The 21,318-nt window shown below is 53.0% G+C and carries 19 protein-coding genes, 1 tRNA gene and 3 pseudogenes; 15 read left to right on the top strand and 8 right to left on the bottom strand.

Annotation, left to right across the window (positions count from 1 at the left end):
- The 4 genes and pseudogenes from secD to queA all read right to left on the bottom strand — a co-directional run.
- Positions 1-792: pseudogene (gene secD, locus D8V06_RS25130) on the bottom strand (protein translocase subunit SecD); the annotation flags it as partial.
- Between the two features lie 64 nt (positions 793-856).
- The gene (yajC, locus tag D8V06_RS25125) at positions 857-1,192 is read right to left on the bottom strand and encodes a preprotein translocase subunit YajC (protein WP_007956696.1); all 336 of its coding nucleotides are present in this window, start codon (positions 1,190-1,192) and stop codon (positions 857-859) included.
- Positions 1,193-1,235: 43 nt separating this feature from the next.
- Positions 1,236-2,351: a tRNA guanosine(34) transglycosylase Tgt gene (tgt, locus tag D8V06_RS25120; RefSeq protein WP_162250580.1), complete on the bottom strand. Its 1,116-nt coding sequence runs from the start codon at positions 2,349-2,351 to the stop codon at positions 1,236-1,238.
- 14 nt (positions 2,352-2,365) lie between these two features.
- Positions 2,366-3,430 carry a tRNA preQ1(34) S-adenosylmethionine ribosyltransferase-isomerase QueA gene (gene queA, locus D8V06_RS25115; protein WP_116581895.1) on the bottom strand — a complete coding sequence of 355 codons (1,065 nt, stop codon included), beginning with the start codon at positions 3,428-3,430 and terminating at the stop codon, positions 2,366-2,368.
- Positions 3,431-3,537: 107 nt separating this feature from the next.
- Between queA and D8V06_RS25110 the strand changes: the two genes are divergently transcribed.
- From D8V06_RS25110 to D8V06_RS25050, 14 genes are all read left to right on the top strand, one after another.
- Positions 3,538-3,622, top strand: a tRNA-Leu gene (locus D8V06_RS25110).
- Between the two features lie 164 nt (positions 3,623-3,786).
- The gene (locus tag D8V06_RS25105) at positions 3,787-5,028 is read left to right on the top strand and encodes a tyrosine-type recombinase/integrase (protein ID WP_130932032.1); all 1,242 of its coding nucleotides are present in this window, start codon (positions 3,787-3,789) and stop codon (positions 5,026-5,028) included.
- A 244-nt stretch (positions 5,029-5,272) separates the two neighbouring features.
- Complete coding sequence (locus tag D8V06_RS25100; RefSeq protein ID WP_130932031.1) at positions 5,273-6,193, top strand: hypothetical protein; 921 nt, start codon at positions 5,273-5,275, stop codon at positions 6,191-6,193.
- An 88-nt stretch (positions 6,194-6,281) separates the two neighbouring features.
- On the top strand, positions 6,282-6,548 hold the full coding sequence (locus tag D8V06_RS25095; protein WP_085655305.1) for an AlpA family phage regulatory protein: 267 nt from the start codon (positions 6,282-6,284) through the stop codon (positions 6,546-6,548).
- Positions 6,545-6,850, top strand: coding sequence for a hypothetical protein (locus D8V06_RS25090; protein WP_130932030.1), 306 nt, complete (start codon positions 6,545-6,547; stop codon positions 6,848-6,850). Before D8V06_RS25095 ends, D8V06_RS25090 begins: the two co-directional genes overlap by 4 nt.
- 376 nt (positions 6,851-7,226) lie before the next feature.
- Entirely contained in the window at positions 7,227-7,385 is a 159-nt protein-coding gene (locus D8V06_RS30500) for a hypothetical protein (RefSeq protein ID WP_177434489.1), read from the top strand.
- Entirely contained in the window at positions 7,382-7,666 is a 285-nt protein-coding gene (locus D8V06_RS25085) for a hypothetical protein (protein ID WP_130932029.1), read from the top strand. The genes D8V06_RS30500 and D8V06_RS25085 overlap by 4 nt, the downstream gene beginning before the upstream one ends.
- A complete protein-coding gene (locus tag D8V06_RS25080) occupies positions 7,663-7,935 on the top strand; it encodes a DUF3077 domain-containing protein (protein ID WP_130932028.1) in 273 nt (90 codons plus the stop codon). The genes D8V06_RS25085 and D8V06_RS25080 overlap by 4 nt, the downstream gene beginning before the upstream one ends.
- Complete coding sequence (locus tag D8V06_RS25075; protein ID WP_130932027.1) at positions 7,932-10,838, top strand: DUF927 domain-containing protein; 2,907 nt, start codon at positions 7,932-7,934, stop codon at positions 10,836-10,838. Before D8V06_RS25080 ends, D8V06_RS25075 begins: the two co-directional genes overlap by 4 nt.
- Positions 10,839-10,929: 91 nt before the next feature.
- On the top strand, positions 10,930-11,910 hold the full coding sequence (locus D8V06_RS25070) for a chromosome segregation protein SMC (protein ID WP_241667865.1): 981 nt from the start codon (positions 10,930-10,932) through the stop codon (positions 11,908-11,910).
- Positions 11,911-11,975: 65 nt separating this feature from the next.
- Positions 11,976-12,164 carry a hypothetical protein gene (locus D8V06_RS25065; protein ID WP_130932026.1) on the top strand — a complete coding sequence of 63 codons (189 nt, stop codon included), beginning with the start codon at positions 11,976-11,978 and terminating at the stop codon, positions 12,162-12,164.
- Positions 12,165-12,230: 66 nt separating this feature from the next.
- Positions 12,231-12,596, top strand: a complete 366-nt coding sequence (locus tag D8V06_RS25060) for a histone-like nucleoid-structuring protein, MvaT/MvaU family (protein ID WP_130932025.1) — start codon at positions 12,231-12,233, stop codon at positions 12,594-12,596.
- Between the two features lie 465 nt (positions 12,597-13,061).
- Positions 13,062-14,144, top strand: coding sequence for a type I restriction endonuclease (locus D8V06_RS25055; RefSeq protein ID WP_130932024.1), 1,083 nt, complete (start codon positions 13,062-13,064; stop codon positions 14,142-14,144).
- Between the two features lie 204 nt (positions 14,145-14,348).
- Positions 14,349-16,718, top strand: coding sequence for an ATP-binding protein (locus D8V06_RS25050; RefSeq protein ID WP_130932023.1), 2,370 nt, complete (start codon positions 14,349-14,351; stop codon positions 16,716-16,718).
- 115 nt (positions 16,719-16,833) lie between these two features.
- Here D8V06_RS25050 and D8V06_RS30950 read toward each other — a convergent pair.
- The 4 genes and pseudogenes from D8V06_RS30950 to D8V06_RS25025 all read right to left on the bottom strand — a co-directional run.
- Positions 16,834-16,989, bottom strand: a pseudogene (locus D8V06_RS30950) (AAA family ATPase); the annotation flags it as partial.
- Between the two features lie 237 nt (positions 16,990-17,226).
- Positions 17,227-18,333, bottom strand: coding sequence for a hypothetical protein (locus D8V06_RS25040; RefSeq protein ID WP_130932022.1), 1,107 nt, complete (start codon positions 18,331-18,333; stop codon positions 17,227-17,229).
- A gap of 1,810 nt (positions 18,334-20,143) precedes the next feature.
- A complete protein-coding gene (locus D8V06_RS25030) occupies positions 20,144-20,356 on the bottom strand; it encodes a hypothetical protein (RefSeq protein WP_130932020.1) in 213 nt (70 codons plus the stop codon).
- Between the two features lie 124 nt (positions 20,357-20,480).
- Complete coding sequence (locus D8V06_RS25025) at positions 20,481-20,717, bottom strand: DUF1652 domain-containing protein (protein WP_130932019.1); 237 nt, start codon at positions 20,715-20,717, stop codon at positions 20,481-20,483.
- Between the two features lie 393 nt (positions 20,718-21,110).
- Between D8V06_RS25025 and D8V06_RS25020 the strand changes: the two are divergent.
- Positions 21,111-21,318 (top strand): annotated as a pseudogene (locus D8V06_RS25020) (hypothetical protein); the annotation flags it as partial.

Genomic DNA, 21,318 nt, shown 5'->3' with positions numbered 1-21,318 from the left:
CTCAACCACGATGCGGTTGGCGCCCTGACGCTGAACGATCGGTTCGGCAACACCCAGCTCGTTGACGCGGTTACGTACCGTGGTCAAGTTCTGCTTGATGGAGTATTCGCGGATTTCCGCCAGCTTGGCCGGGGTCATCGCCAGACGCAGCACCGGTTGGCCATTGAGGTCGGCCGGAACAATGTCGAAATCGTTGAAGTTCTTGCGAATGATCGAACGGGCCTGTTCGCGGGTCGCTTCATCACTGAAGCCCAGCTGAATGGCACCATCGAGTTGCGGCAGGCTGCGATAGCGCAGTTTCTCTTTACGCAACAGGCTCTTGACGTCGCCTTCGTAGACTTTCAGGCGTGCGTCGAGGGCTTTGTCCATGTCCACTTCCAGCAGGAAGTGCACACCACCGGACAAGTCCAGACCCAGCTTCATCGGGTGCGCGGCGAGGTTGCGCAGCCATTGCGGGGTGGTTTGTGCCAGGTTCAGCGCGACGACGTAGTCATCACCCAATGCCTTGCGCACGACGTCCTTGGCTGGCAACTGATCCTCAGCCTTGGTCAGGCGAATCAGCCCGCCCTTGCCACCGGCAGCCAGCGTGGCAGCCTTGACGTTGATCCCGGATTCCTTGAGCGCAGCGCTCACACGGTCCAGATCAGCCTGATTGACCTGCAGTGCTGTGCTGGCACCGCTGACCTGAATGGCCGGGTCATCAGGATAAAGATTGGGAGCGGAATAAATCAGACCGATCGCCAGCACCGCCAGGATCAGAATGTATTTCCACAGAGGGTATTTGTTCAGCATCACGCCGCCCGTTTATGACGCGGGGCGCCTTGCGCGCCCCGTCGATTGAAAATGAAGATGAAACTTAGATCGCTTTCAGCGTGCCTTTTGGCAGCGTGGCGGCGATGGCGCCTTTCTGGAATTTCATTTCGACGGTGTCGGAAACTTCCAGAACCACGAAATCATCAGCCACTTTGGTGATCTTGCCGGCGATACCGCCAGTGGTCACGACTTCGTCGCCTTTCTGCAGGCTGCTCAGCAGGTTTTTCTGCTCTTTGGCGCGCTTGGCCTGTGGACGCCAGATCATCAGGTAGAAGATGACCAGGAAGCCGACCAGGAAAATCCACTCGAAACCGCCGCCCATTGGGGCTGCCGCAGGTGCAGCAGCGTCAGCCATGGCATTAGAGATAAAAAAGCTCATTTAGCACTCCAGTTGCAAATGTTGAATCTTGGGGTCAGAAAACTCAGTCCAAAGGCGGAACAGGTAACCCGCGTTTGGCGTAGAAGGCATCGACAAAGGCGGCCAATGTACCCTGTTGAATAGCCTCGCGCAAACCAGCCATAAGCACTTGATAATGACGCAAGTTATGGATGGTATTAAGCATGCTTCCCAGCATTTCGCCGCACTTGTCCAGGTGATGCAGATAAGCGCGGGAGAAGTTCTGGCAGGTATAGCAATCGCAGGTCGGATCGAGCGGCGAATCATCATGGCGATGGAACGCGTTACGGATCTTCAGCACGCCAGTATCAATGAACAGATGCCCATTGCGGGCATTACGGGTTGGCATCACGCAATCGAACATGTCCACACCGCGGCGCACACCCTCAACCAAGTCTTCGGGTTTGCCAACGCCCATAAGGTAACGAGGTTTGTCAGCCGGCATCATGCCCGGCAGATAATCCAGCACCTTGATCATTTCATGCTTGGGCTCGCCCACCGACAGACCGCCAATGGCCAGGCCGTCGAAGCCGATCTTGTCGAGGCCTTCCAGGGAGCGCATGCGCAAATCCTGGTGCATGCCGCCCTGAACGATACCGAACAGCGCCGCCGTGTTGTCGCCGTGGGCGTTTTTCGAGCGCTGAGCCCAACGCAATGACAATTCCATGGAAATACGGGCGACGTCTTCGTCAGCCGGGTACGGCGTGCATTCGTCGAAAATCATCACGATGTCGGAGCCCAGGTCGCGCTGGACCTGCATCGACTCTTCCGGGCCCATGAACACCTTGGCGCCGTCGACCGGGGAAGCGAAGGTCACGCCCTCCTCCTTGATCTTGCGCATGGCACCCAGGCTGAACACCTGGAAACCGCCGGAGTCGGTCAGGATCGGGCCTTTCCACTGCATGAAATCGTGCAGGTCGCCGTGCTTCTTGATCACTTCCGTGCCCGGGCGCAGCCACAGGTGGAACGTGTTGCCCAGAATGATCTCGGCACCGGTCGCCTCGATATCCCGTGGCAGCATGCCCTTGACCGTGCCATACGTGCCCACTGGCATGAAAGCCGGGGTCTCGACGGTACCGCGCGGGAAGGTCAAGCGACCACGACGAGCCTTGCCATCAGTGGCCAGCAGCTCGAAAGACATACGACAGGTGCGACTCATACTGTTTCCTCTGGGCCCGATTCTTTAGGGGCAGTCGGCGCAGGATTACGCGTGATGAACATCGCATCACCGTAGCTGAAAAAGCGGTATCCATTGTCGACAGCAGCCTTGTAGGCGGCCATGGTCTCGGGATAACCGGCGAACGCCGAAACCAGCATCAACAGCGTGGATTCGGGCAAATGGAAGTTGGTGACCAAGGCATCGACCACATGAAACGGCCGGCCAGGGTAAATGAAAATATCTGTATCGCCGCTGAACGGCTTGAGCACGCCATCGCGCGCGGCACTTTCCAGCGAGCGCACACTGGTGGTCCCCACCGCCACCACACGACCGCCACGAGCACGGCAGGCGGCAACCGCATCGACCACGTCCTGGCCGACTTCCAACCATTCGCTGTGCATGTGGTGGTCTTCGATCTTCTCCACGCGCACCGGCTGGAACGTACCTGCGCCGACGTGCAAGGTCACGAACGCCGTCTCGACGCCCTTGGCGGCAATCGCCTCCATCAGCACCTGATCGAAATGCAGCCCCGCCGTCGGCGCCGCCACCGCGCCCAAACGCTCGGCGTAGACGGTCTGGTAACGCTCGCGGTCGGCGCCTTCGTCCGGGCGGTCTATATAAGGAGGCAACGGCATGTGCCCGACGCGGTCGAGCAGCGGCAACACTTCTTCAGCAAAGCCCAGCTCGAACAACGCATCGTGCCGCGCCAGCATCTCGGCCTCGCCACCGCCGTCGATCAGGATCTTCGACCCAGGCTTGGGCGACTTGCTGGAACGCACATGGGCCAGCACGCGATGACTGTCCAGCACCCGCTCCACCAGGATTTCCAGCTTGCCGCCGGAAGCCTTCTGGCCAAACAGCCGCGCCGGAATCACCCGGGTATTGTTGAACACCATCAAATCGCCCGGGCGCAAATGCTCAAGCAAATCAGTGAATTGACGGTGTGCCAGGGCGCCGCTGACCCCATCCAGGGTCAACAGACGACTATTGCGACGCTCGGCCAAAGGATGGCGGGCAATCAGCGAATCAGGGAGCTCGAAAGTAAAGTCAGCAACGCGCATGATGGGGTTCGTCTAGCAGGGCCGGGAAGTCTAGCGGAATTATCAAAAATTCTCCATGTACCTGATTGACCAGCGGTTATCTCATCTCTATACTTCGCCGCCATTGAGCCCTGATGGCGGAATTGGTAGACGCGGCGGATTCAAAATCCGTTTTCGAAAGGAGTGGGAGTTCGAGTCTCCCTCGGGGCACCATATAGCAGTATCTGAGAGTCTCTACCAGCCTCTCAGACCCAGAGAAACCGGCCACTTGGCCGGTTTTTTTGTGCCTGTCTGTCTACCCCTGTATCCCCTTATCCGTTGTATCCCTGTATCCCTGCTTGTATCCTGAGAAAAATACCGAACTTTGGGATACAAGGATGAAGCGCGCAGACATCAAGCGCCGCCCTCTCGCTGACACGACACTTGCGGGATTGGAGCCGGAATCAAAGGAATACCGGGAGCTGGACGGAAACGGCCTCTACTTCAGGGTCAAACCTGATGGTGGTAAATCATGGCAGCTCCGCTACAAACGCCCGGCAGGCAATTGGGCTTGGATGGGGCTCGGGGGGTACCCGGAAGTAAGCGGTGCATTGGCACGGGACAAAGCTGCCGAACTACGCAAGGTAGTTAGCAGCGGGGCCGATCCTCTCGAACAGAAACGCTCTGCTAAAGCTGCCATTGACGCTGCCAGGACTCGGACCTTCCGAGCTGCTGCGGAAGCTTGGCTCAAGGCCAAAGAAGAAAAGGGCCTCGCTCCCTCCACTCTTAACAAAATCCGCACTTACCTCGACAAGGACATCCTCCCGGCATTGGGAGATAAGCCCCTCGACGAAATCACCCGTACCGACTGCGCAGAACTCCAGGCATCCCTCGAAGCGCGAAACGCACACAACGTGGCGGAAAAGTGCCGCACCTGGATCAATCAGATCTTCGGCCGAGCCATCGGCTTAGGGCTCACCGAAAACGATCCGGGCAGTCGCCTCCGTGACATTGCAGCCCAAGCCCCCAAGACTCAGCAGCATCCACACCTGTTGGAACCTGAGCTGGCTGAATTCCTCCACGCACTCAAAAACACACCGAGCAGACTGACAGCCCGCACCGCCGCTTGGCTTTGTGTCTGGACAGCATCGCGCCCTGGCATGGTCCGCTTGGCTGAGTGGAAAGAGTTCGACCTTGAGAAAGCCATTTGGACTACGCCTGCCGCCAAGATGAAAATGCGTCGGGATTTTGTATGCCCCCTTCCCCATCAAGCTGTTACCGCTCTGAAGGATCTGTACTGCTTAACAGGACGGAGTCGCTGGCTTTTCCCCGGCGTAGGAGCCAAGAACCCAACTATTAGTGAAAACACAATCAACAAAGTCTTTGCCACCATCGGCTACAAGGGACGCCTCGTTGGACACGGTACTCGGCACACCGCAAGCACGTTGCTTCGAGAACATGGCTGGCCGAAGGAGCATGTTGAAGCGCAGCTGGCTCACAAAGAGGAAGGCATCTCAGGGGTATACAACAAGGCCCAATACCTTGAGCAACGCGTAACGATGATGCAGTGGTATGCCGATCATCTTGATGGACTTGCAGCTGGCAATGTAGTGCAAGCCCAGTTTGGAAAGGCGGTATGAGATCACTTACCCAGGCTATCTCTAAAACCGGTGTAACGGGTGTTACTCGTGTAACGAGTCTATTCAACCCATTGAAAATATTAGATTTTTTTAAAGTTACACCGAATCCGAGCTCAACAAACTCCGCGTGTAACGCTGCTGACGCGTGTAACCGTCATAGAACCACAAGCTCCCTGCTGGCAGCTGTTTTGCCAGATACACCTCGCTGGGGCAGTACGCACGGTACGGGGCGAGGGGTATCTTAATGAACAGGAAACTTGGCACCGAAGCTTTAGAGCTTGAGATTGCCGGAGTAGACGTTGGCTGCCTGCTTTGGGATCTTGATGAGGTCGAACTCGCTGTCCGTGAGTTGGCGCTATACAGCCAATTCTCCGAGCACTTCCGTGATGCGTTTACCTGCATCCACAATGCAACATCGTTCTGGCTCGAGGACGGCCAATACGCTGACTGCGCTGAATCAGCGACAAAGACAATGTTTCGACTTCGCGACCCTATTGAAGAGCATTTCTACTTTTCCGAACCGACCTCACTGCCCAGAGTCGTTCGCCGCTTCCTTGGCATTGATCATCCCGCAAGCGACACACAACTCGTAGCGACTTATGCGCTTATTCAAGCTGTGCAGGCGGTTGAAGTCCTTGCGAACTGGCTATTCGACCTAGAACGCTCCCTCTACGATCTGGATCTAGATCTGGTGGAGCAGCTCAGACAGACCGACCCCAAACAATACCTCCTCCTCATTCAGAGTGAACGAAAGCGAAAGAGCGACTTCGAAATCGATGCACGAGAGGAGTTTGCTGATTTCAATGGCGAGGCCTCCAAGATTTTGATGCTTGCTTCACTTTATCAACAAGCGGACTGGGCGGACATTTCGCGCAACGACTTTAGCGCATCAGGTTTTCTGCGAAGAGCGCTGGAAAATGCTTTTGCCGCAAAAGCGTCGGAAAAGGGCAAAGCGGCCGGAAAGGCTAACTCCAAGCCAGGCACAATCAAGCAAGAGAACACCAAGAAGCTTTTTGAGGACATAAGCAAAGCGGCAAAAAGCCAAATCTCTGCCGACCCCAACATAACGGAAACTGAATTAGTCAAAGCGCTAGTCGACCTGGGCAAGGCATCTGCCCCGACCGTAAGAAAATACCTGAGAAAAGGTAAGTTTCTCCCTAGATAAATTTTCGCTGTACCGACGAAAAGCAAACCATGTTTGCTTTTTTTTCGTCTTTTAGTCTGCGCCTGTCTCTCACCTTACAGGCACGACTATGTCTAACTCCCGCGCGTCAACAATCAACCAAATTCCTTATCGTGACCCCGCGACAACCTTGATCAGAATCTCCGAAGTCATGGCTATCGTTGGCCTGGCACGCCCCACTATTTACAAGCTAATGCAGTGCCCAAAGAGCGGCTTTCCACGCCCTGTAAAACTGAGCACAAGCACCGCACGCGGAGCTCCAGTGGCGTGGGTTCTTTCCGAAATCCAAGCATGGGCACGCAGCCGCATTGAGGCGCGTGATCAGGTGGCCGCATGAATCGCAAGATCGCAGAGAAAGCTTTGATGCATCCGTTTTCAGTGTTGCGCCAGATCGGGTTTTCACCTCGCCTGATGCAGCGCCTCGAGCGCTATCGCAGCCAGCAGGACAGAAAAGGCCGCGTGGTCGGCGTACTCAGCTGGGCCGACGGCACCTGGTGCGCCCTCTCCCTCCACTGCGAAAAGACCGGTGCAGTGATCGTCGACGAAGGCCAGCAAACACAAGCCTACGAAGACGCCCGCTCCATGCTGAGCGGTGGATTCCTGCCTCTTCTATCCCTGCGCTGGGAAACCCATGCCTGAAACGAAAACGCCTCCGGGGGCGATCCGGAGGCGTTGAGGTAAATCTACATGCACGATCAATTTATGCCGCACCTGAAAAATCTGCAAGCCATCAGTGCAGTTGCACTTTCGAAAAACGGGCGTTACTCTCTGGTCGTCGCTGCAAATTCAGTGACCGACCTTGGCCGGTCGAACAACTCAAGGCGCACAAGCGCCCCCCATACGATTGCAGGCGCTTTTTTTGTGCCCGCAGTTTCGTTTTATGGCGGCTGTGCGTGGGACACCTTCGGGTGTGCCGGGTGCCTTGAGTCCCGGTCGGCCAACCCGCGTACAGTCGTCACCATTCCTTGCTTGGCCGCAAGCGGTGACGGCTCCTCAACTCAAGGAGCAACAACCGATGCACGCCCTGAATCCGTCCAAAATTCGCGCCGCTGCACACCGTGCAATGGCTCTCGCCGCGTTACACGCCAACTCCAGCCTCGCAACACGCCTCACCCGCTACAACGACCACATGACCAAAGCCCGCGCTCTCGAAGCCGCAGGCGGTGCCCAATGAACAACCCGCTGAGTTGTGCCCTGCCCGAAGACCTGCTGTGCGTCAGCAAAACCGTCGAAGCCGGTGTACCTATCGACGCCATCACCTGCGCCATTGAACGCGCCGACTCGGTACTGACGCTGCTGGAGGATCACTTTGAAAACGAATCCTCGCGCCTCGCTAACCACGTCATAGCCGCTGTTCTTTGGGACGTGCGCGGCACCCTCGGCCTGATCAAGACGCTCGCCTTGCACGGCGACACCACCTCGACTCCTGCTCTGCAGAAAGGCGGTGCGCTATGAGCACTTCCACAACCCTTGGCCACGCCACCTTTTCCCGCGTCAACGCTACCGATTTAAAACTGTTTCGGGTGAACGCCGGAGCTCCAGTCGAGGATGCACTTGAGATGGTGTCGCTACTGCAGCATCACGCCAACCAGCTCACTTTCGACGCTGCAATGAGCGAACAGGGTGATCGTTTCAGTTGGCCAGCCCTGTACCTGGGCGAGATGGCCAAAGCGCTGATCGATGACATCAACGACGCACTGTTTCTGCAGAGGGCTGATATATGAGCCAACGCCCGAACAGCACCGCAAAACGTCCGAGCTTTGCCGATGTGAAAGCAGTCGCGCTGAAAGACATTGATCGTGTCCTTTCGTACTGGCTGCCCAACGGCAAGCGCGTCGACGGCGGTAAGGAATACACCGCTCCGAATCCAACCCGCAGCGACAAACGCGCAGGCTCGCTGAAAATCAATTTGAGCAAGGGCACTTGGGCCGATTTCGCCACCGGCGACAAGGGCGGCGACCTGATTGATCTGGTGCGCTATTTGGACGGCGGCACTGATGCTGAAGCCTGCAACAAGCTGGCTGACTGGCTGAATGTTGCGCCCGGTGCCGCCAATACGAAGGCCGCGCCGAGCAAGCCCAAGACGCCGACATGGAACGCCATCCAGCCGATCCCGACCGAGGCCATGAACAAGTGCCCGGCCAAGCACCGTGAACACGGTGCGCCGTCCAAGGTGTGGATCTATCGTGATGCGCAAGGCCAGCCGCTTATGGCGCTGTATCGCTTCGACCTCACGCCCGATGAGGACGGTAAGCCGAAAAAGGTTTTTGCACCACTTACATGGTGCGAGCGCACCGATGGCCAAACCAAGCAATGGCGCTGGCAGGGGCTGCCGGATCCACGTCCGCTTTTGCGACTTGATGAACTGACTCAACGTAGTGATGCACCGGTAGTTTTGTGCGAAGGCGAGAAAGCTGCCGACGCTGCCGCCGAACTGCTGCCGAGCCATGTGGCCAGCTGCTGGCCGAACGGTTCCAACTCTTGGCATAAAACCGACCTGACGCCGCTCCAAGGCCGCGATGTTGTGTTGTGGCCGGACAACGACGACACCGGCAAAGCCTGCATGGAAGCCGTTGCCGAGAAGCTGCGCGAAATCGGCGCCGACTCAGTTCGGGTTATCGAACTGGAAGTGTTCAAGCGCAAGCCCATGCTGAAGAACGACCACGCCGCTTTTGCCAAAGGTGGTCAATGGGACGACGGCGACGATGCTGCCGATGCGCTGAACAAAGGCTGGACTGCTTCCCACTTCGTCGAGCTGGAAAGCAGCGGCGAGCTGTTCGGCGTGATCGAGCAGAAGGCAGTTGCTAATTCGGTAAAACCTGAGCTGGAGCCGAAGCCCAAAGCACCTGCCAAACGTCCTGCCAAATCGAAAAACGACCTGATGCCGGGTGGCTTTCGCCTGACATCCGAGGGCGTGTTTTATGCCGGCGACGATGGTGAAGCGCGCCCGGTGTGTTCGTTTCTGGCGATTCTTGCGCGTACCCGTGATGAGAAGGGCCACAACTGGGGTTTGCTGGTCGAGTTCGATGATCCCGACGGCACCAAGAAACGCTGGAACATTCCGGCGCGCACCATGACCGGTGATTTCGGCAAGGACGTATTGGGTCCATTGGTAGACATGGGCCTGCGCCTCGCCGGTAGCCGTTCGGGACGCAACGCCCGCAATGACCTGCAGAGTTATCTCGGCGGCTTTGACAGCGCGCAACGTGCTCGGCTGGTCACTCGCTTGGGCTGGCATGACAGCGCCTTTCTACTGCCAGAGCAGCAGGTCGGCACGCATAGCGAACACCTGCATTTTTACGAGGCCGGCGCACAACTGCCCCCCATCAGTGAAGCGGGCACGCTCGAACAATGGCAACAGCAGATCGGCGCACTGTGCGTCGGCAACCACCGCTTGGCGTTTGTCGTCGGCGTGGCCTTCGCGGGTCCGCTGCTGCACATGCTGGGCCATGAGTCGGGTGGCTTTCATCTGTACGGCGACAGCTCGGGCGGCAAGACCACTCACCTGCAGGTTGCAGCCTCGATCTACGGCGGACCGCGCTTGGTCCGCTCATGGCGCTCCACCGACAACGCGCTGGAATCCATTGCCGCCGCGCATTCCGACGGCCTCCTGGTACTGGACGAAATCGGCATGTGTGATCCGCGCATCATCGGAGAGACGGTTTACATGCTCGGTAACGGCACCGGCAAGGCCCGCGCCAATGACCGGGGCCAAGCTGGCCGACAGGTGCAGGAGTGGCGTTTGCTCTTTCTCTCCACTGGCGAGAAGACTTTGGCGCAGCACATGGCCGAAGCCAACAAGGAACTGAAAGCGGGCATGGAGGTGCGCATGCTCGCCGTTCCGGCCGATGCCAGCAAAGGCCTCGGCATGTTCGACACGCTCAACGGTTTCGAGGATGCGGCAGCGCTTTCCGATGCGCTCAAAGCCCGCGTAGCGAAATACTACGGCACCCCGCTCACTGCATTTCTGACGGCGCTGTGCGAACCCGGTAAACGCCACGGCTGGGCGGCGATCCTGCGCCGAACGCTAGAAGGCTTTATCGCTAAATCGCTTCCTGCATCCGCGAGTGGGCAGGCGCACCGTGCCGCCGCTCGTTTCGGTCTCGCGGCAGCCGCAGGCGAGTTGGCCACCGCTATGGGTATCACCGGCTGGCCGGACGGGACCGCCACCAAAGCCGCTCGCGTGTGCCTGAGTGCATGGCTAAACGAACGTGGCGGCGCCGGTAATTTCGAGGGCGATGCGATCTCGGCGAGGCTGCGTCAGTTCATCGAGCGCTTCGGCGAAAGCCGCTTCACCCGTTGGGAATCGACTGCTGCCAAGATCGACGAACACGGCCCGCGCACGATCGACCGCCTCGGCTTTCGCAAGACGCTGGAGCACGGCATGGGCGACACCCTGCACACCACAAATACCTACTACGTGCTGACCGAGGCTTGGCGCTCGGAGATTTTCCGGGGCATGAACCTTACTGCAGTAAACAAGGAACTCTTGCAACGCGGTGTGCTGGAGCCGAGCAGCGACGGCAAGGCATCAAGTCTGGTGCGGTTGCCCGGCTTAGGCCAACAGCGCTGCTACATCGTGAAGACGATTCCGGGAACGGATGAGAGCGAGGCTCGGGCTGCCTGAGGGCATCCCCGCTGATTGAGGTAGCGCCGGCTGATTCCCGGCCTCGCCAGCCGCTCATTCAACCCAAACCCCATTTGAAGGAACAAGACAGATGAACGAATTCCACGCTTCTACCGAACAACACGAACTGCTGGCCAGTGACTTGGGCTGCAGCGAGACCTCCGTGCTGACACCGCCGAATTCGGACAGCATTCCGGTAATCGCTAACTGCGAGAAGAAGCAACGGCTGATCGACGAGATCGACCAACTGACCACCCGCCGTGATAAATATTTGAGGGCGGCTGCTGAGCAATACGCCGAGATGGCACCGTTGGAAGCCTTACTGGAGGGCGATGAAAAATTAGACGCGGATCGGCTGCGTGAAGTCCGCAGTGAGTACAACACTCTGAAACTTCCGTACGACTCTAATAAACACCATGCCTGGATCTTAGATGCTCAGATCACACGACGTGAGCAACTACTCAACCACGAAACCTTGATGGCCGGTTACACCGAATCGATGGGGAACTGGAAAGCCGACGAGCAAGAGCTCAACGAAAAACGCGAGAGCCTCAGCACCCGTTTGGAGCAGATCCAGCGGCAAGCGGTAGAAGACTTGGCCAAGGCCCGGCAGGTCGAAACTGATGCAGCCACCGCCTACGCACAGGCAGTGGCTTGGGGCGACATCGAGGGCGAAAAGAACGCCAGTGCAGACGCGCAAAAGGCTGCGAAAAACCTTACGACGGCCATCGAACACAATCGTCGCCAGCACCTCATCATTGCCGCACTGGAGCAGGAGCTGGTCATCGTCGACGAGCACATTGCCGAGGCGCAAAGGGAACACCTTGCCATCCAGAGAACAGCCTTGTTGCTGGCCGAAAAGGTACTGGAAGAACAGTGGAACGAAAAAGCTCAGGCACTGATGGATATGGGCGCCAAGCTGTGGGCTGCCCAACGTCTGCTGGGGGGAGATCAACTCAGCCTGAGAAGGATGGTGCTGCCTAAAGAAGGTGAAGGCTTCGACACGTGGGGTAGTAGTGAGCTCGCTGACCGCTCATACAAGTTCACCGTAGAAGACATCCTCTCGCTGTAACGCACTGAGCCACCTGAAACAGCCTGCGCACGCGGGCTGTTTATAACTCCATCGGGACGAAGACCATGATCAATCAAATCCAAAGCAGCGCGAGCTGGAGCGACACCTTGAAAGCTCGCAAGGAGCACTTGACCGCTTTGCTGAAAATTGTCGACATCAAAACCGGAAAGACCACAACGGTCCAGACCCTCACCGTCAATCTGATCAAGAAAGAAATGAGCTATGTGGAAAGTAAGTTGAAAGGCCGGCCGTAACGATGAACTTGTAAGCCGCACTGCTATTCAGATAGATATCTTCATAACACACATCAGGAAGACCCAATGTCGAAACTTGCCGAATACCGTCAGCTAGAAAAACACTTGGCCGAACAGCTCCAGGCGCTGGAAGCATTGAAGGGCGACGGAGCACTGAAAAAAGAGATCGAGTTTGAAACCAAGCTCCGTGAATTACTCGCCCAGTACGGCTTCAGCCTCAAGCACATCGTCAACGTGCTAGACCCACAGAGCAGCGCACGCAGCCAAGCACCCGTTCAAACAACTGGCAAACGCAAACCTCGCGAGCTGAAGACATACAAGAATCCTCACACTGGCGAAGTGGTCGAAACCAAAGGCGGCAATAACAAAACGCTAAAGGAGTGGAAAACCAAGCACGGTTCCGATGAGGTTGAAAGCTGGTTGAAAAAGTAAGATCGCTGCACCTGAAAAAGGGCCCAGATGGGCCCTTTTTGTAGTTTTCGTATTCCTGATTTACCTACAACATCAGGGTCCTGCTGGAAAGCAGCACTATGGGGCTCCGCTGAATAACCACACCTGTCGCAGCAAAACCGGCCATTCCACCAAAATCCAGCCTCCGTATTTACAACCGTTACAGCCTAGGCGACGCCCTCCGCGTGACTGGCATAACCTGGAGGTTGACCCGGAGCACAGTTCGGCTGATAGCTGCCCTTCACGAACGTCTTCTATCGGCCAAAAAGAGTCGTTCTAATGCGTTGAGATCAGAGGCGCTTCTGAGGGCGATAGCACTTGCCAAAATGTTATTCCCCTGTCCAAGCATCCAGCGTGGATGGAATGCCAGTAGCAGAAGTGGATTTAGCCATAGTAGCGTTGCGCCTCTACGACCCCGATCGGGTGAACGTGTAACGGAGCAGTGAAATGGATTTTGTAGAACGCTTGAACGCAATGTCAGCGAAGGTCAATCAGCTAGCGTCGACTATACAAACGGAGGAAGCAACGAAAACTGCTTTCGTCATGCCGTTCATTCATACCGTGCTGGGCTATGATGTATTCGACCCTTCCGAAGTCGTTCCCGAATACGTCTGTGATGTGGGCACGAAAAAAGGAGAAAAGATTGATTACGCGATTTTGAAAGATGGCCAAATCCAGATATTGATCGAAACAAAAAAAGTCGGCGAGCCGCTCAATATCAACCATGCGAGCCAACTCTTCCGATACTTTCATGTCACCACTGCACGAATTTCCATTCTTACAAATGGCAGGTTTTATCGGTTCTACACCGATCTTGATGCACCAAACAAAATGGATGAAAAGCCGTTCCTAGAGATCGACCTGCTTAATATTGATGAGCACGTAACCCCTGAACTTCAAAAGCTTACGAAGTCCGCTTTCGACGTTGATTCGATCATCAATGCCGCAGGCGAACTGAAGTACGTGGGAAACATAAAAAAGGAAATGGCTAAGCAGTTCACACAACCTGATGATGATTTCGTTCGCTTCTTCGCATCGCGAGTATACGAAGGGGTCATAACCCAAAAAGTTCGAGATCAGTTTACTCTGCTTACAAGGAAAGCCGCAGCTCAGTTTCTCAGTGACCAAATCAACGACAGGTTGAAGTCAGCGATGAGCAAAGCCACATTTCCCACGCCCGCTGAGTCGGTCGTCGCTGAAAATCAGGCTGAAGCCCAAGAAGAGCCTGAAGATCGTATTCTGACTACGATGGAGGAGCTGGAAGGTTTTCATATAATCAAAGCGATTGTCCGGACCGTCATAGATGCAAAGCGCATAGCCAGCAGAGACACCCAGAGCTACTTCGGTATACTTCTAGACGACAACAACCGCAAACCTATCGCGAGACTCCACTTCAATCGCAGCCAAAAATATCTTGGAATTTTTGACAAAGACAAAGTCGAAACGCGCCACCCTATCAACTCACTCGACGAGATCTATGAGTTTTCAGCCTCACTAAAAGAGACGATATCTTTTTACCAAGAAGCCTGAGCAAGGACTTCCCAGCCCTTTGCCTACAGGCCCAGGGACTGGGATTACGCTAATCTCCGGCCAATAGCTGCTTTGGGTGACTGCCAGCTTTCGGCCAAAGCTGCCACTCACGAGAAGTGGCACTGGCGGAGTGCTAAGTATCAAAAATAGAACTTCAAAGCTTATATAAATTAACGGATTTAAGAATTTAAGTAGGGAGTTGAATTGTATATATCTATTGAGCAATCCCAAGAGCTTGACCGAATTGTGAAAAGCACAGAAGTCGCGCTACGAAGCTTCGTGTCTGATGCGCTAATTAAAAATTACAATGATGCGACATCTTTTAAGATAGCATTAAAATCAATATCTATATCAGACAAGCTAATTTATTCAAAGCGATTCGATGCCAAGCTGAAAGCCTTCACTTCGAAACATAAAGAAATATTTGAGCTAATTCGCGATTGCAAAGCCGCTCTTGACAGTCGGAGCTACAATAATGATGTGCCTTATGTTTCAGAGATAATAGATTTACTTTTAATTTTTTTCAATGCGCACTTTTCTGATAAGGATATCGTCAAGGAGTTTAGTTCGATTGAGGAGTTTCATTACTGCTGCACCCTGTATCATAAGCTTAGGAATAATTTATCTCATCCCGCATCACACCCAACAACAATTTTGGACGCCAATAAGGTTGTCTACTTTATCGAAAATTTGTTGGCAACACTTGATCAAAAATATTTTTGGTATGCGACGAGAGAAAATATTGGCAAAGATATACAACGCTATAATGGAATAAATCTAGGCACGCTGCCGAGGCATCATAATTTAAATTTCGCGAGCTCAACGCACAAACGGCTTCTCTGTAGAGAAACCATTATTAAGAATTTGTATGAATCATTGTTAGGCGATGATATTCGTCAGAGACTAGCAGGCTCGATTGTTCTGTACGGTTACGGCGGCGTTGGTAAAACTGCGATAACCACTGAATTTTTGTATCGACTGTTGAGAGATAAGCGGGACGGCAAACACCCAGATATTGAATATCTTTTGTTTTTTTCTAGCAAAGACGAATATTTGAAAGAGAACAAAACTACGGGAGAACTCTATATTGATACTGCCAAACCCGAGTTCTCTACCCTGGCAGATCTTAAAGCATTAATATGCAAATGCCTAGGTTTACAGGACATTTCTAGCATGTCAGATTATCCTGGGAGAGGCATAATCGCAATTGACAACATTGAAAATATCGACGGTGATGAAAAACTAAAAATTCTTGAATTTATAAGGTCTTTACCAAGGACGGTACAGTTCATCGTAACCTCTCGAGGGGAGGAGGCGTGTGAAGAAAAAATTCACATTGAAGAATTTAGCAACAATGACACAGGAGTCCAGTTTGTAGAAGAGATAATTGAGTCGGAAGGACTCAACTTAGAAATATCCAAGAGCACCGCAGAGCAGATAATTAATGCAACCAAGGGCAATGCATTAATAATCGTCCAAACTTTGAATATAATCGATCGAGGAGTCTCCACGTTCGATGAGATCACACGCTCACTTGAAAGCATGCGATCTAAAAATTCAGAAATGATTGCAAACTTCATGTACAAAAATACGTTTGATGATGCTCTGAAGCACTTGTCATCCAAAGGTTATCCTGTAAATGAAATCATGCAAGTGATTTCTTTATATGACGAGAGAATCGAACTTTACTCGATAAGTAAACTTTCGAAGCTTGAGATTGCAGATGCAGAGCGAATCTGCAATTATCTTTTGGAGCGACTCGTCTTGAAAAAATCCGGCGAGTACTATGAACTTAACGAATTTGCCAAAAGATTTGTATTTATTAAGTTGCTTCCTGATCGGATAGAACTAAATAAATTAAGAGATAAAATAAAGAATCATAAAGAAAGGATGAAGCTCAAACTTGCCGAACTTGAAGACACACTAAACGCTAACTCAGCTCTTCACAGAAATGTGAACGAATGGCAACCCAAAAACTACATCGACAAAATCGTAATTGCAGAATTATTTTCGCTGTATGGCGATGCTATAAAGTGTGTAGGGAGAAATGACAAAAGAGCTTATGAGAAGTATTTGAAAGAATTTGATGAGCATTCATTTATAACAAACCACCCTTACGTTCCTCTGCAAAAAGCGCGATTGCTAAAGGAGGGTATGTTTAAGTTTCATCGCGGCGACAACAGTATTCTCCAAGAAGTTGAGAGGCTGTACGAGGAAGCGGTGGAATCGATTGAATATGATTATCGATACTTGATCGGAAGTATTGCGCACGCATCGCTACTAATGCTATTTGGTATTTTTCTCTGTCAGCACTTAAAAGAACCTAGCCGCGCGATTCGTTTTTTGGAGGATGCAAAGAAGTTTCACGGAGGTAACAAGGGCAAGGGCTGGTTTATAGTCTGTAACTACTTGTCCTCTTCATATGAGAAAATGTATTCGCAAACTAAGGACAACGCGTATAAAGATCTATTGAGGAAATTAGTAAAGGAGGTTTTGTCGCTGGGTGGTAGTGGTTCAAGCGGGAGTTTCAGTATTGAGACTTATAAGAGAAAATACTCAACCTGGTTAGGTTAGTTTCGTCACAGCCTATTGCCACAACTCAAGAGGGGTGTTTATTGCTCGCCCCTCTCATTTCGAGCAGTCCAAGTGCATAGCGCTATTTAAGTCCCAGAATTGCGCCCGCTTCGCCCCGCGAGCGGAACTGCCCGGCGTCCGGTTCGACCCAACCTAGCTCCCAAAGCAGCGTGTCCAGGTACACGACGGGAAGGAAGAGGCGCTTGCCCAAAGCGCGGGCTGGGGTGGATTTGCCGCTACCGGCATTGCCAAGAATTACAATCCGTTGAATGGGGATTTCCTGTCGCGAAAATATCGCCAACTTTTCATGGTTTGAATGGCCAGGTAAAGTCATTGCTGTTTTGGACGTCAGCTTTTGGCCGATTATTGCCGTTCGCAACTGGCGGCTTTTGGTAGTTTTGTGCCCCCGTTGAGAGGCAGAAATCGGTCAAAAGGGGACATTTATATTATTGAAATTCTGGTGCGAGAACACCGAAGGGATCCAACTGTTCAAACGGTGAAAATGCGATCACTCGATTTCTATTTCAGGTCCGTAGCTCAATGTATCTATTAAGCGCAGCGCTTTTCGTGCCGCAGTTTGAGCCTGCACTAGAGTGTTATCGTTAATAATTCCAACCAAAAATGTAACGTCTTCAGGGTCGCCCGCAGCCTCTGCTAGCAGTCTTGCCCAATAAGGTTTTGCTATTCCCGATACCCCGTTTAAGATTGTTAAGAAATGCTCGCCGATTGCTAGTTCATCGTCAACGATACTCCGCAGCGCAAGATCTGCTTCATATGACAATTGCCTAGTAGATCCTTCACTTCGCTCAGCAGCAATGATTAGGCGTGCCCGTCCTTCTGACGCTAGGGTATATGCTAAACGCGTATCAATGGCTATATTTGATTCGCGGGGCAAAGTAGTCGCAGTTCTTATCGAATCGATTGCTTGTAGCACCTCAAATTTTTGAGAACGGAATCTTGTGCGAGTAGAAATATCGAAGACCCTATTGAGTTGACCTCGAAGTTGACCTAAGTCCTCAGTCATCCGCACCAAAAACCAGAAAGGGCGGGGAGTGCCAATTTGATCAAGTGCTGCGGCAATGAAAGGCCATGCGTCCTGAGCAAAAATTTGCTCGCGACCAAGTAGATTGAGTATTTGACGGGGTCCTAGGATGCATAAATCTAGAACGAAGTCATCGGGGGGCAGATCCAGTCGGCCATTGGTGAGCCGTCCATTGGCATTACCTACATCTGCCGCCCATTGATCGGCAATGTCCTCAAATGCTCGCCGTAAATGCTGCGGAGATATTGGTAGTGCATCGGGGTCGCCTGGACGGACAATGACAGAAAGCCCATTACCTGCTGGATTTATTCTTTGCAGGCGAATTGGTGTAGCATTTTCTAAAGTTGTAAGTAAAACGTTTATGTCATCTGTGGTGGGTGAAACCGTAGCACGATCAAAGGCCTGTAGCCATGCAGGCTCAATAGAAGGCGTTTCGGGCAAAACAAGAAAAAGCGAACGAAGAATAGTGGAGTGCTCAACTGTTGTATGTGTTTCCTGAAACTTTCTAATCAAGTCTTCCACTATGACCTGAGGTTCCAGAATAGCGCCTGGTGGATTCGGGATTGCGGCCATGTATGGCCTAATCCTGCTTGACTCTGCAAGAAGTCTTAGAAACTGATGAACTCGCTGGCATGCTATAAGTGTAACTTCTCGGGAAGGGCCTTGCCCACTATGAAGTCCGGCAGCTCGCTCCGTAAGTAAAAGGGAAAACACGTCCGTAGCATTAAGAAGCCTTTCGCGATGGGCTGCGGAGTCGTCCTTCCCTACCGTAAGAAAAGACGCTCGCGGCACTGGATTCCTCAAAAGGCTTCTGACGTCCTCTAATGTTTGGCGAGCGCTTTTATACTGAGAAGCGGACTGCATGAGCGCTTCGTCACCTTCGACCTGTACCTGAATGGCTCCAAGGGCTTGTTCTGCTGATGTACCAAGAAGGCCGATGACTGCGGCGTACTGACTCGAGGGAACTCGTAGCGCGTTTCGTATTGGGATACCAAGACCCGTGATAGCGAGACTCAGAGCCTCCATCGAGGACTCTAACAGACGAACAGCACTGCTTCTCAAGTAGCGCGGCATCATCTACTCCGTGTCAATGCATTAGTTTGTTCCTACCTAAAGCATAGTTCGCAAAAGGTAGAAAGATGCAGTTTTCCCACTCTCTTATTTTCTAACTGTCATTAATGACCGCTTTGGGTCGATAGGAGCCCTTGATAAATGGCTACTTTTGGCAGAAGGCAGTCTTTTGCGACTGCTGCAAATTGCTGACGCAACTGACGGCCTGATGCCAGATGATTACCGGCGGCTAACCATTACTCAGGGACGGTCAACCAGTTGGAGCGCCCTGCCTTCATCTGAAACTGTTACACGACTTGACTCAGTTACACGCTTGAAAATTGGTGTCTGAGATCGGTGTAACTCAAATAAAAGCCAACAAATACAATAGGTTAGAGATTACCGTTACACCGGTTACACGAGTTACACCGCATTTTGATCAGATACGAGCCCCGCTCCCCGGTAGCACTAACTCCCCCAGCGAACTTCAGGTGCATCTCCCGCAGTCTGCCGGGGGTCCCTAAGGCTTTCATTGAGACACGGGGTCGGAAACCCGCGACATTGTGTTAGCGGACAGGTGCCCAGCTTAGTGAACAGGTGAACCGGGTGAACACACAGTTCACCAGTGCAATTGCACAAGATGTTGGGAGGTCGCCGGGGACCCTGAGCATTTCGGAATGACACGGGGCAAAGAACCCGCAGCATCTTGTTAGCGACTGAGTTTTCTACGTTGGTTGACAGGTTGACGTGGTTGCCACCATTCCCAAGGTTGACGGGGATCCACCGTTCGCTATCAACAACACAATGGCGCACCTTTACCGGTGCGGTAACGATGCCCCTTTCTCTTCAATATCCTTTCAATTTCAACGTCGAAATTTCAGTAAGCTCGGGGAACTGTCGCTACCAAGATCTCGCGGGTTTCCGACCCCGTGACATACGGTATTCCTCAGGGGCCCCGCCAATTATTGGCCGGGGCAGACTCCTGTACGGAGAAATTCCGGCTATGTGAGGGAGGCTATAGGAGAGGGAGGACCAATTTCGTTAATAAAAGAATTCCAGGCCGCGTACGCAACTCCGTGTCTTTGAGTTGCAAGAGCCCAACGATCTCCAATCATTTCTTTAGTAGAAACCAACATCATCATCTCTGTGGTAGATGCATCAAGTTCAAGAAGAAGTTGATGAGATTTAAATCTGAAATCATCAGTACTGAGCATTATCGTTCCGCCTAGACAGACCTGATCCGAATTTACGGATCGTTGTCCCCGTCTGTATAGACGACACTACACAATCAGCCTTGATCCAAAGACGCGACGAGCGGTTAGCGGGAGGTCCATTAGTCACGTCGCGCCCCTACTGCAGCTGGAATTTGCACATTGTCGATGGCGCTTCGCCACCTCCTGATGGCTTCGTCTTGCCGATCGGACGCTAAGTCCCATGCAGCACCAGACGTCCTGCCTTCATTCACCAAGCGCATCACGTCCGCTATGGCCGCAAGAACTTCTACCGAATGGATCGAAATATCTTTCTTGAAGTCTTCTGGACTCATACCAACAACCTCTGAAAGCCCTGGTACCTACGCCACGCGAGCCTCTGTCCGGGAGAGGTGCTGTTCACGCCAGAGAGAGGCCGACCGTATTTCCTTGCGCGTAAAATAGGATCCCGCTTATGCACTATGCAAAAGCCTTCCTAGCAACCATTTCACTGCGAAGATCGCCTATCAAATTCGCAATGGCTCGACTGGATGTTAAATTCTGGGTCGAAACCCCAGTCACGAGCAGTTCAACCTGGCCTGTAGATGGCTCAAAAACCTTGATCATGAGCGATCCATCTGGATTCACAGTACATGCACAGGAGAGGGGCAGAAAACCACATTCAATGATGTGGCGAAGCTCAAGAATGGAAATCATGACTTTCATCCCAAGGGTCTGGTTATGATTCTTGCTCTTTAATGATAGGCAGCTGGTCCAGTGTCGGTGGTAAAAACGACCAAATGCCCCTCTACCAACGATCTGACGGCGGAGCGGAGCTCGCCCAAAAGTACGAAACACGGTCAGTACGATTCACTGTGTATCCCTACATGTATCCCAGTCTGTATAATCGCTCTGCAAGCCACGGAAAATATGGAAGCCTACGGTCTCCCTCGGGCACCAAAATTAAGAAAGGTCTTGCTTAGCAAGGCCTTTTTTTTCGCCTGCAGAAAAGCACCTGCCCCCACCGCCATCCTGTGGGAGCTGGCTTGCCAGCGATGCTTTTGATCTCCTCCCCCTCGGTCAGTAAAACACTCATCAAGGATTCCCCCCATGGAATTGCACCTGGAAACCGTCGCCCTCTTCTCCCTCAAACTGGCTTACGAATCGGAAGGTTCAAGCCCGATTTTGCGGGATGATTTGGTCATGGGTGATTACCAGCGGGATGTGTTTGAGTTGCTGGTGCGGCGGGGTGATGTCGCAACCATCAAGGGCAAAATGGATGAATGCGTGGAGCTGGCGCTTGAGGCGATAGGCGGGG

It is taken from the genome of Pseudomonas sp. Sample_24 (genome assembly GCF_004307605.1).
GTDB lineage: Bacteria > Pseudomonadota > Gammaproteobacteria > Pseudomonadales > Pseudomonadaceae > Aquipseudomonas.
The sequence above is the reverse complement of the archived record's forward strand: the minus strand, read 5'-3'. Positions and strand labels throughout refer to the sequence as shown.

Bases quoted from the DNA above. Each gene is read 5' to 3' on its own strand.
- yajC (WP_007956696.1), bottom strand. From the start codon at position 1,192: ATGAGCTTTTTTATCTCTAATGCCATGGCTGACGCTGCTGCACCTGCG.
- tgt (WP_162250580.1), bottom strand. From the start codon at position 2,351: ATGTCTTTCGAGCTGCTGGCCACTGATGGCAAGGCTCGTCGTGGTCGC.
- queA (WP_116581895.1), bottom strand. From the start codon at position 3,430: ATGCGCGTTGCTGACTTTACTTTCGAGCTCCCTGATTCGCTGATTGCC.
- D8V06_RS25105 (WP_130932032.1), top strand. From the start codon at position 3,787: ATGAAGCGCGCAGACATCAAGCGCCGCCCTCTCGCTGACACGACACTT.
- D8V06_RS25100 (WP_130932031.1), top strand. From the start codon at position 5,273: ATGAACAGGAAACTTGGCACCGAAGCTTTAGAGCTTGAGATTGCCGGA.
- D8V06_RS25095 (WP_085655305.1), top strand. From the start codon at position 6,282: ATGTCTAACTCCCGCGCGTCAACAATCAACCAAATTCCTTATCGTGAC.
- D8V06_RS25090 (WP_130932030.1), top strand. From the start codon at position 6,545: ATGAATCGCAAGATCGCAGAGAAAGCTTTGATGCATCCGTTTTCAGTG.
- D8V06_RS30500 (WP_177434489.1), top strand. From the start codon at position 7,227: ATGCACGCCCTGAATCCGTCCAAAATTCGCGCCGCTGCACACCGTGCA.
- D8V06_RS25085 (WP_130932029.1), top strand. From the start codon at position 7,382: ATGAACAACCCGCTGAGTTGTGCCCTGCCCGAAGACCTGCTGTGCGTC.
- D8V06_RS25080 (WP_130932028.1), top strand. From the start codon at position 7,663: ATGAGCACTTCCACAACCCTTGGCCACGCCACCTTTTCCCGCGTCAAC.
- D8V06_RS25075 (WP_130932027.1), top strand. From the start codon at position 7,932: ATGAGCCAACGCCCGAACAGCACCGCAAAACGTCCGAGCTTTGCCGAT.
- D8V06_RS25070 (WP_241667865.1), top strand. From the start codon at position 10,930: ATGAACGAATTCCACGCTTCTACCGAACAACACGAACTGCTGGCCAGT.
- D8V06_RS25065 (WP_130932026.1), top strand. From the start codon at position 11,976: ATGATCAATCAAATCCAAAGCAGCGCGAGCTGGAGCGACACCTTGAAA.
- D8V06_RS25060 (WP_130932025.1), top strand. From the start codon at position 12,231: ATGTCGAAACTTGCCGAATACCGTCAGCTAGAAAAACACTTGGCCGAA.
- D8V06_RS25055 (WP_130932024.1), top strand. From the start codon at position 13,062: ATGGATTTTGTAGAACGCTTGAACGCAATGTCAGCGAAGGTCAATCAG.
- D8V06_RS25040 (WP_130932022.1), bottom strand. From the start codon at position 18,333: ATGGCCGCAATCCCGAATCCACCAGGCGCTATTCTGGAACCTCAGGTC.
- D8V06_RS25030 (WP_130932020.1), bottom strand. From the start codon at position 20,356: ATGAGTCCAGAAGACTTCAAGAAAGATATTTCGATCCATTCGGTAGAA.
- D8V06_RS25025 (WP_130932019.1), bottom strand. From the start codon at position 20,717: ATGATTTCCATTCTTGAGCTTCGCCACATCATTGAATGTGGTTTTCTG.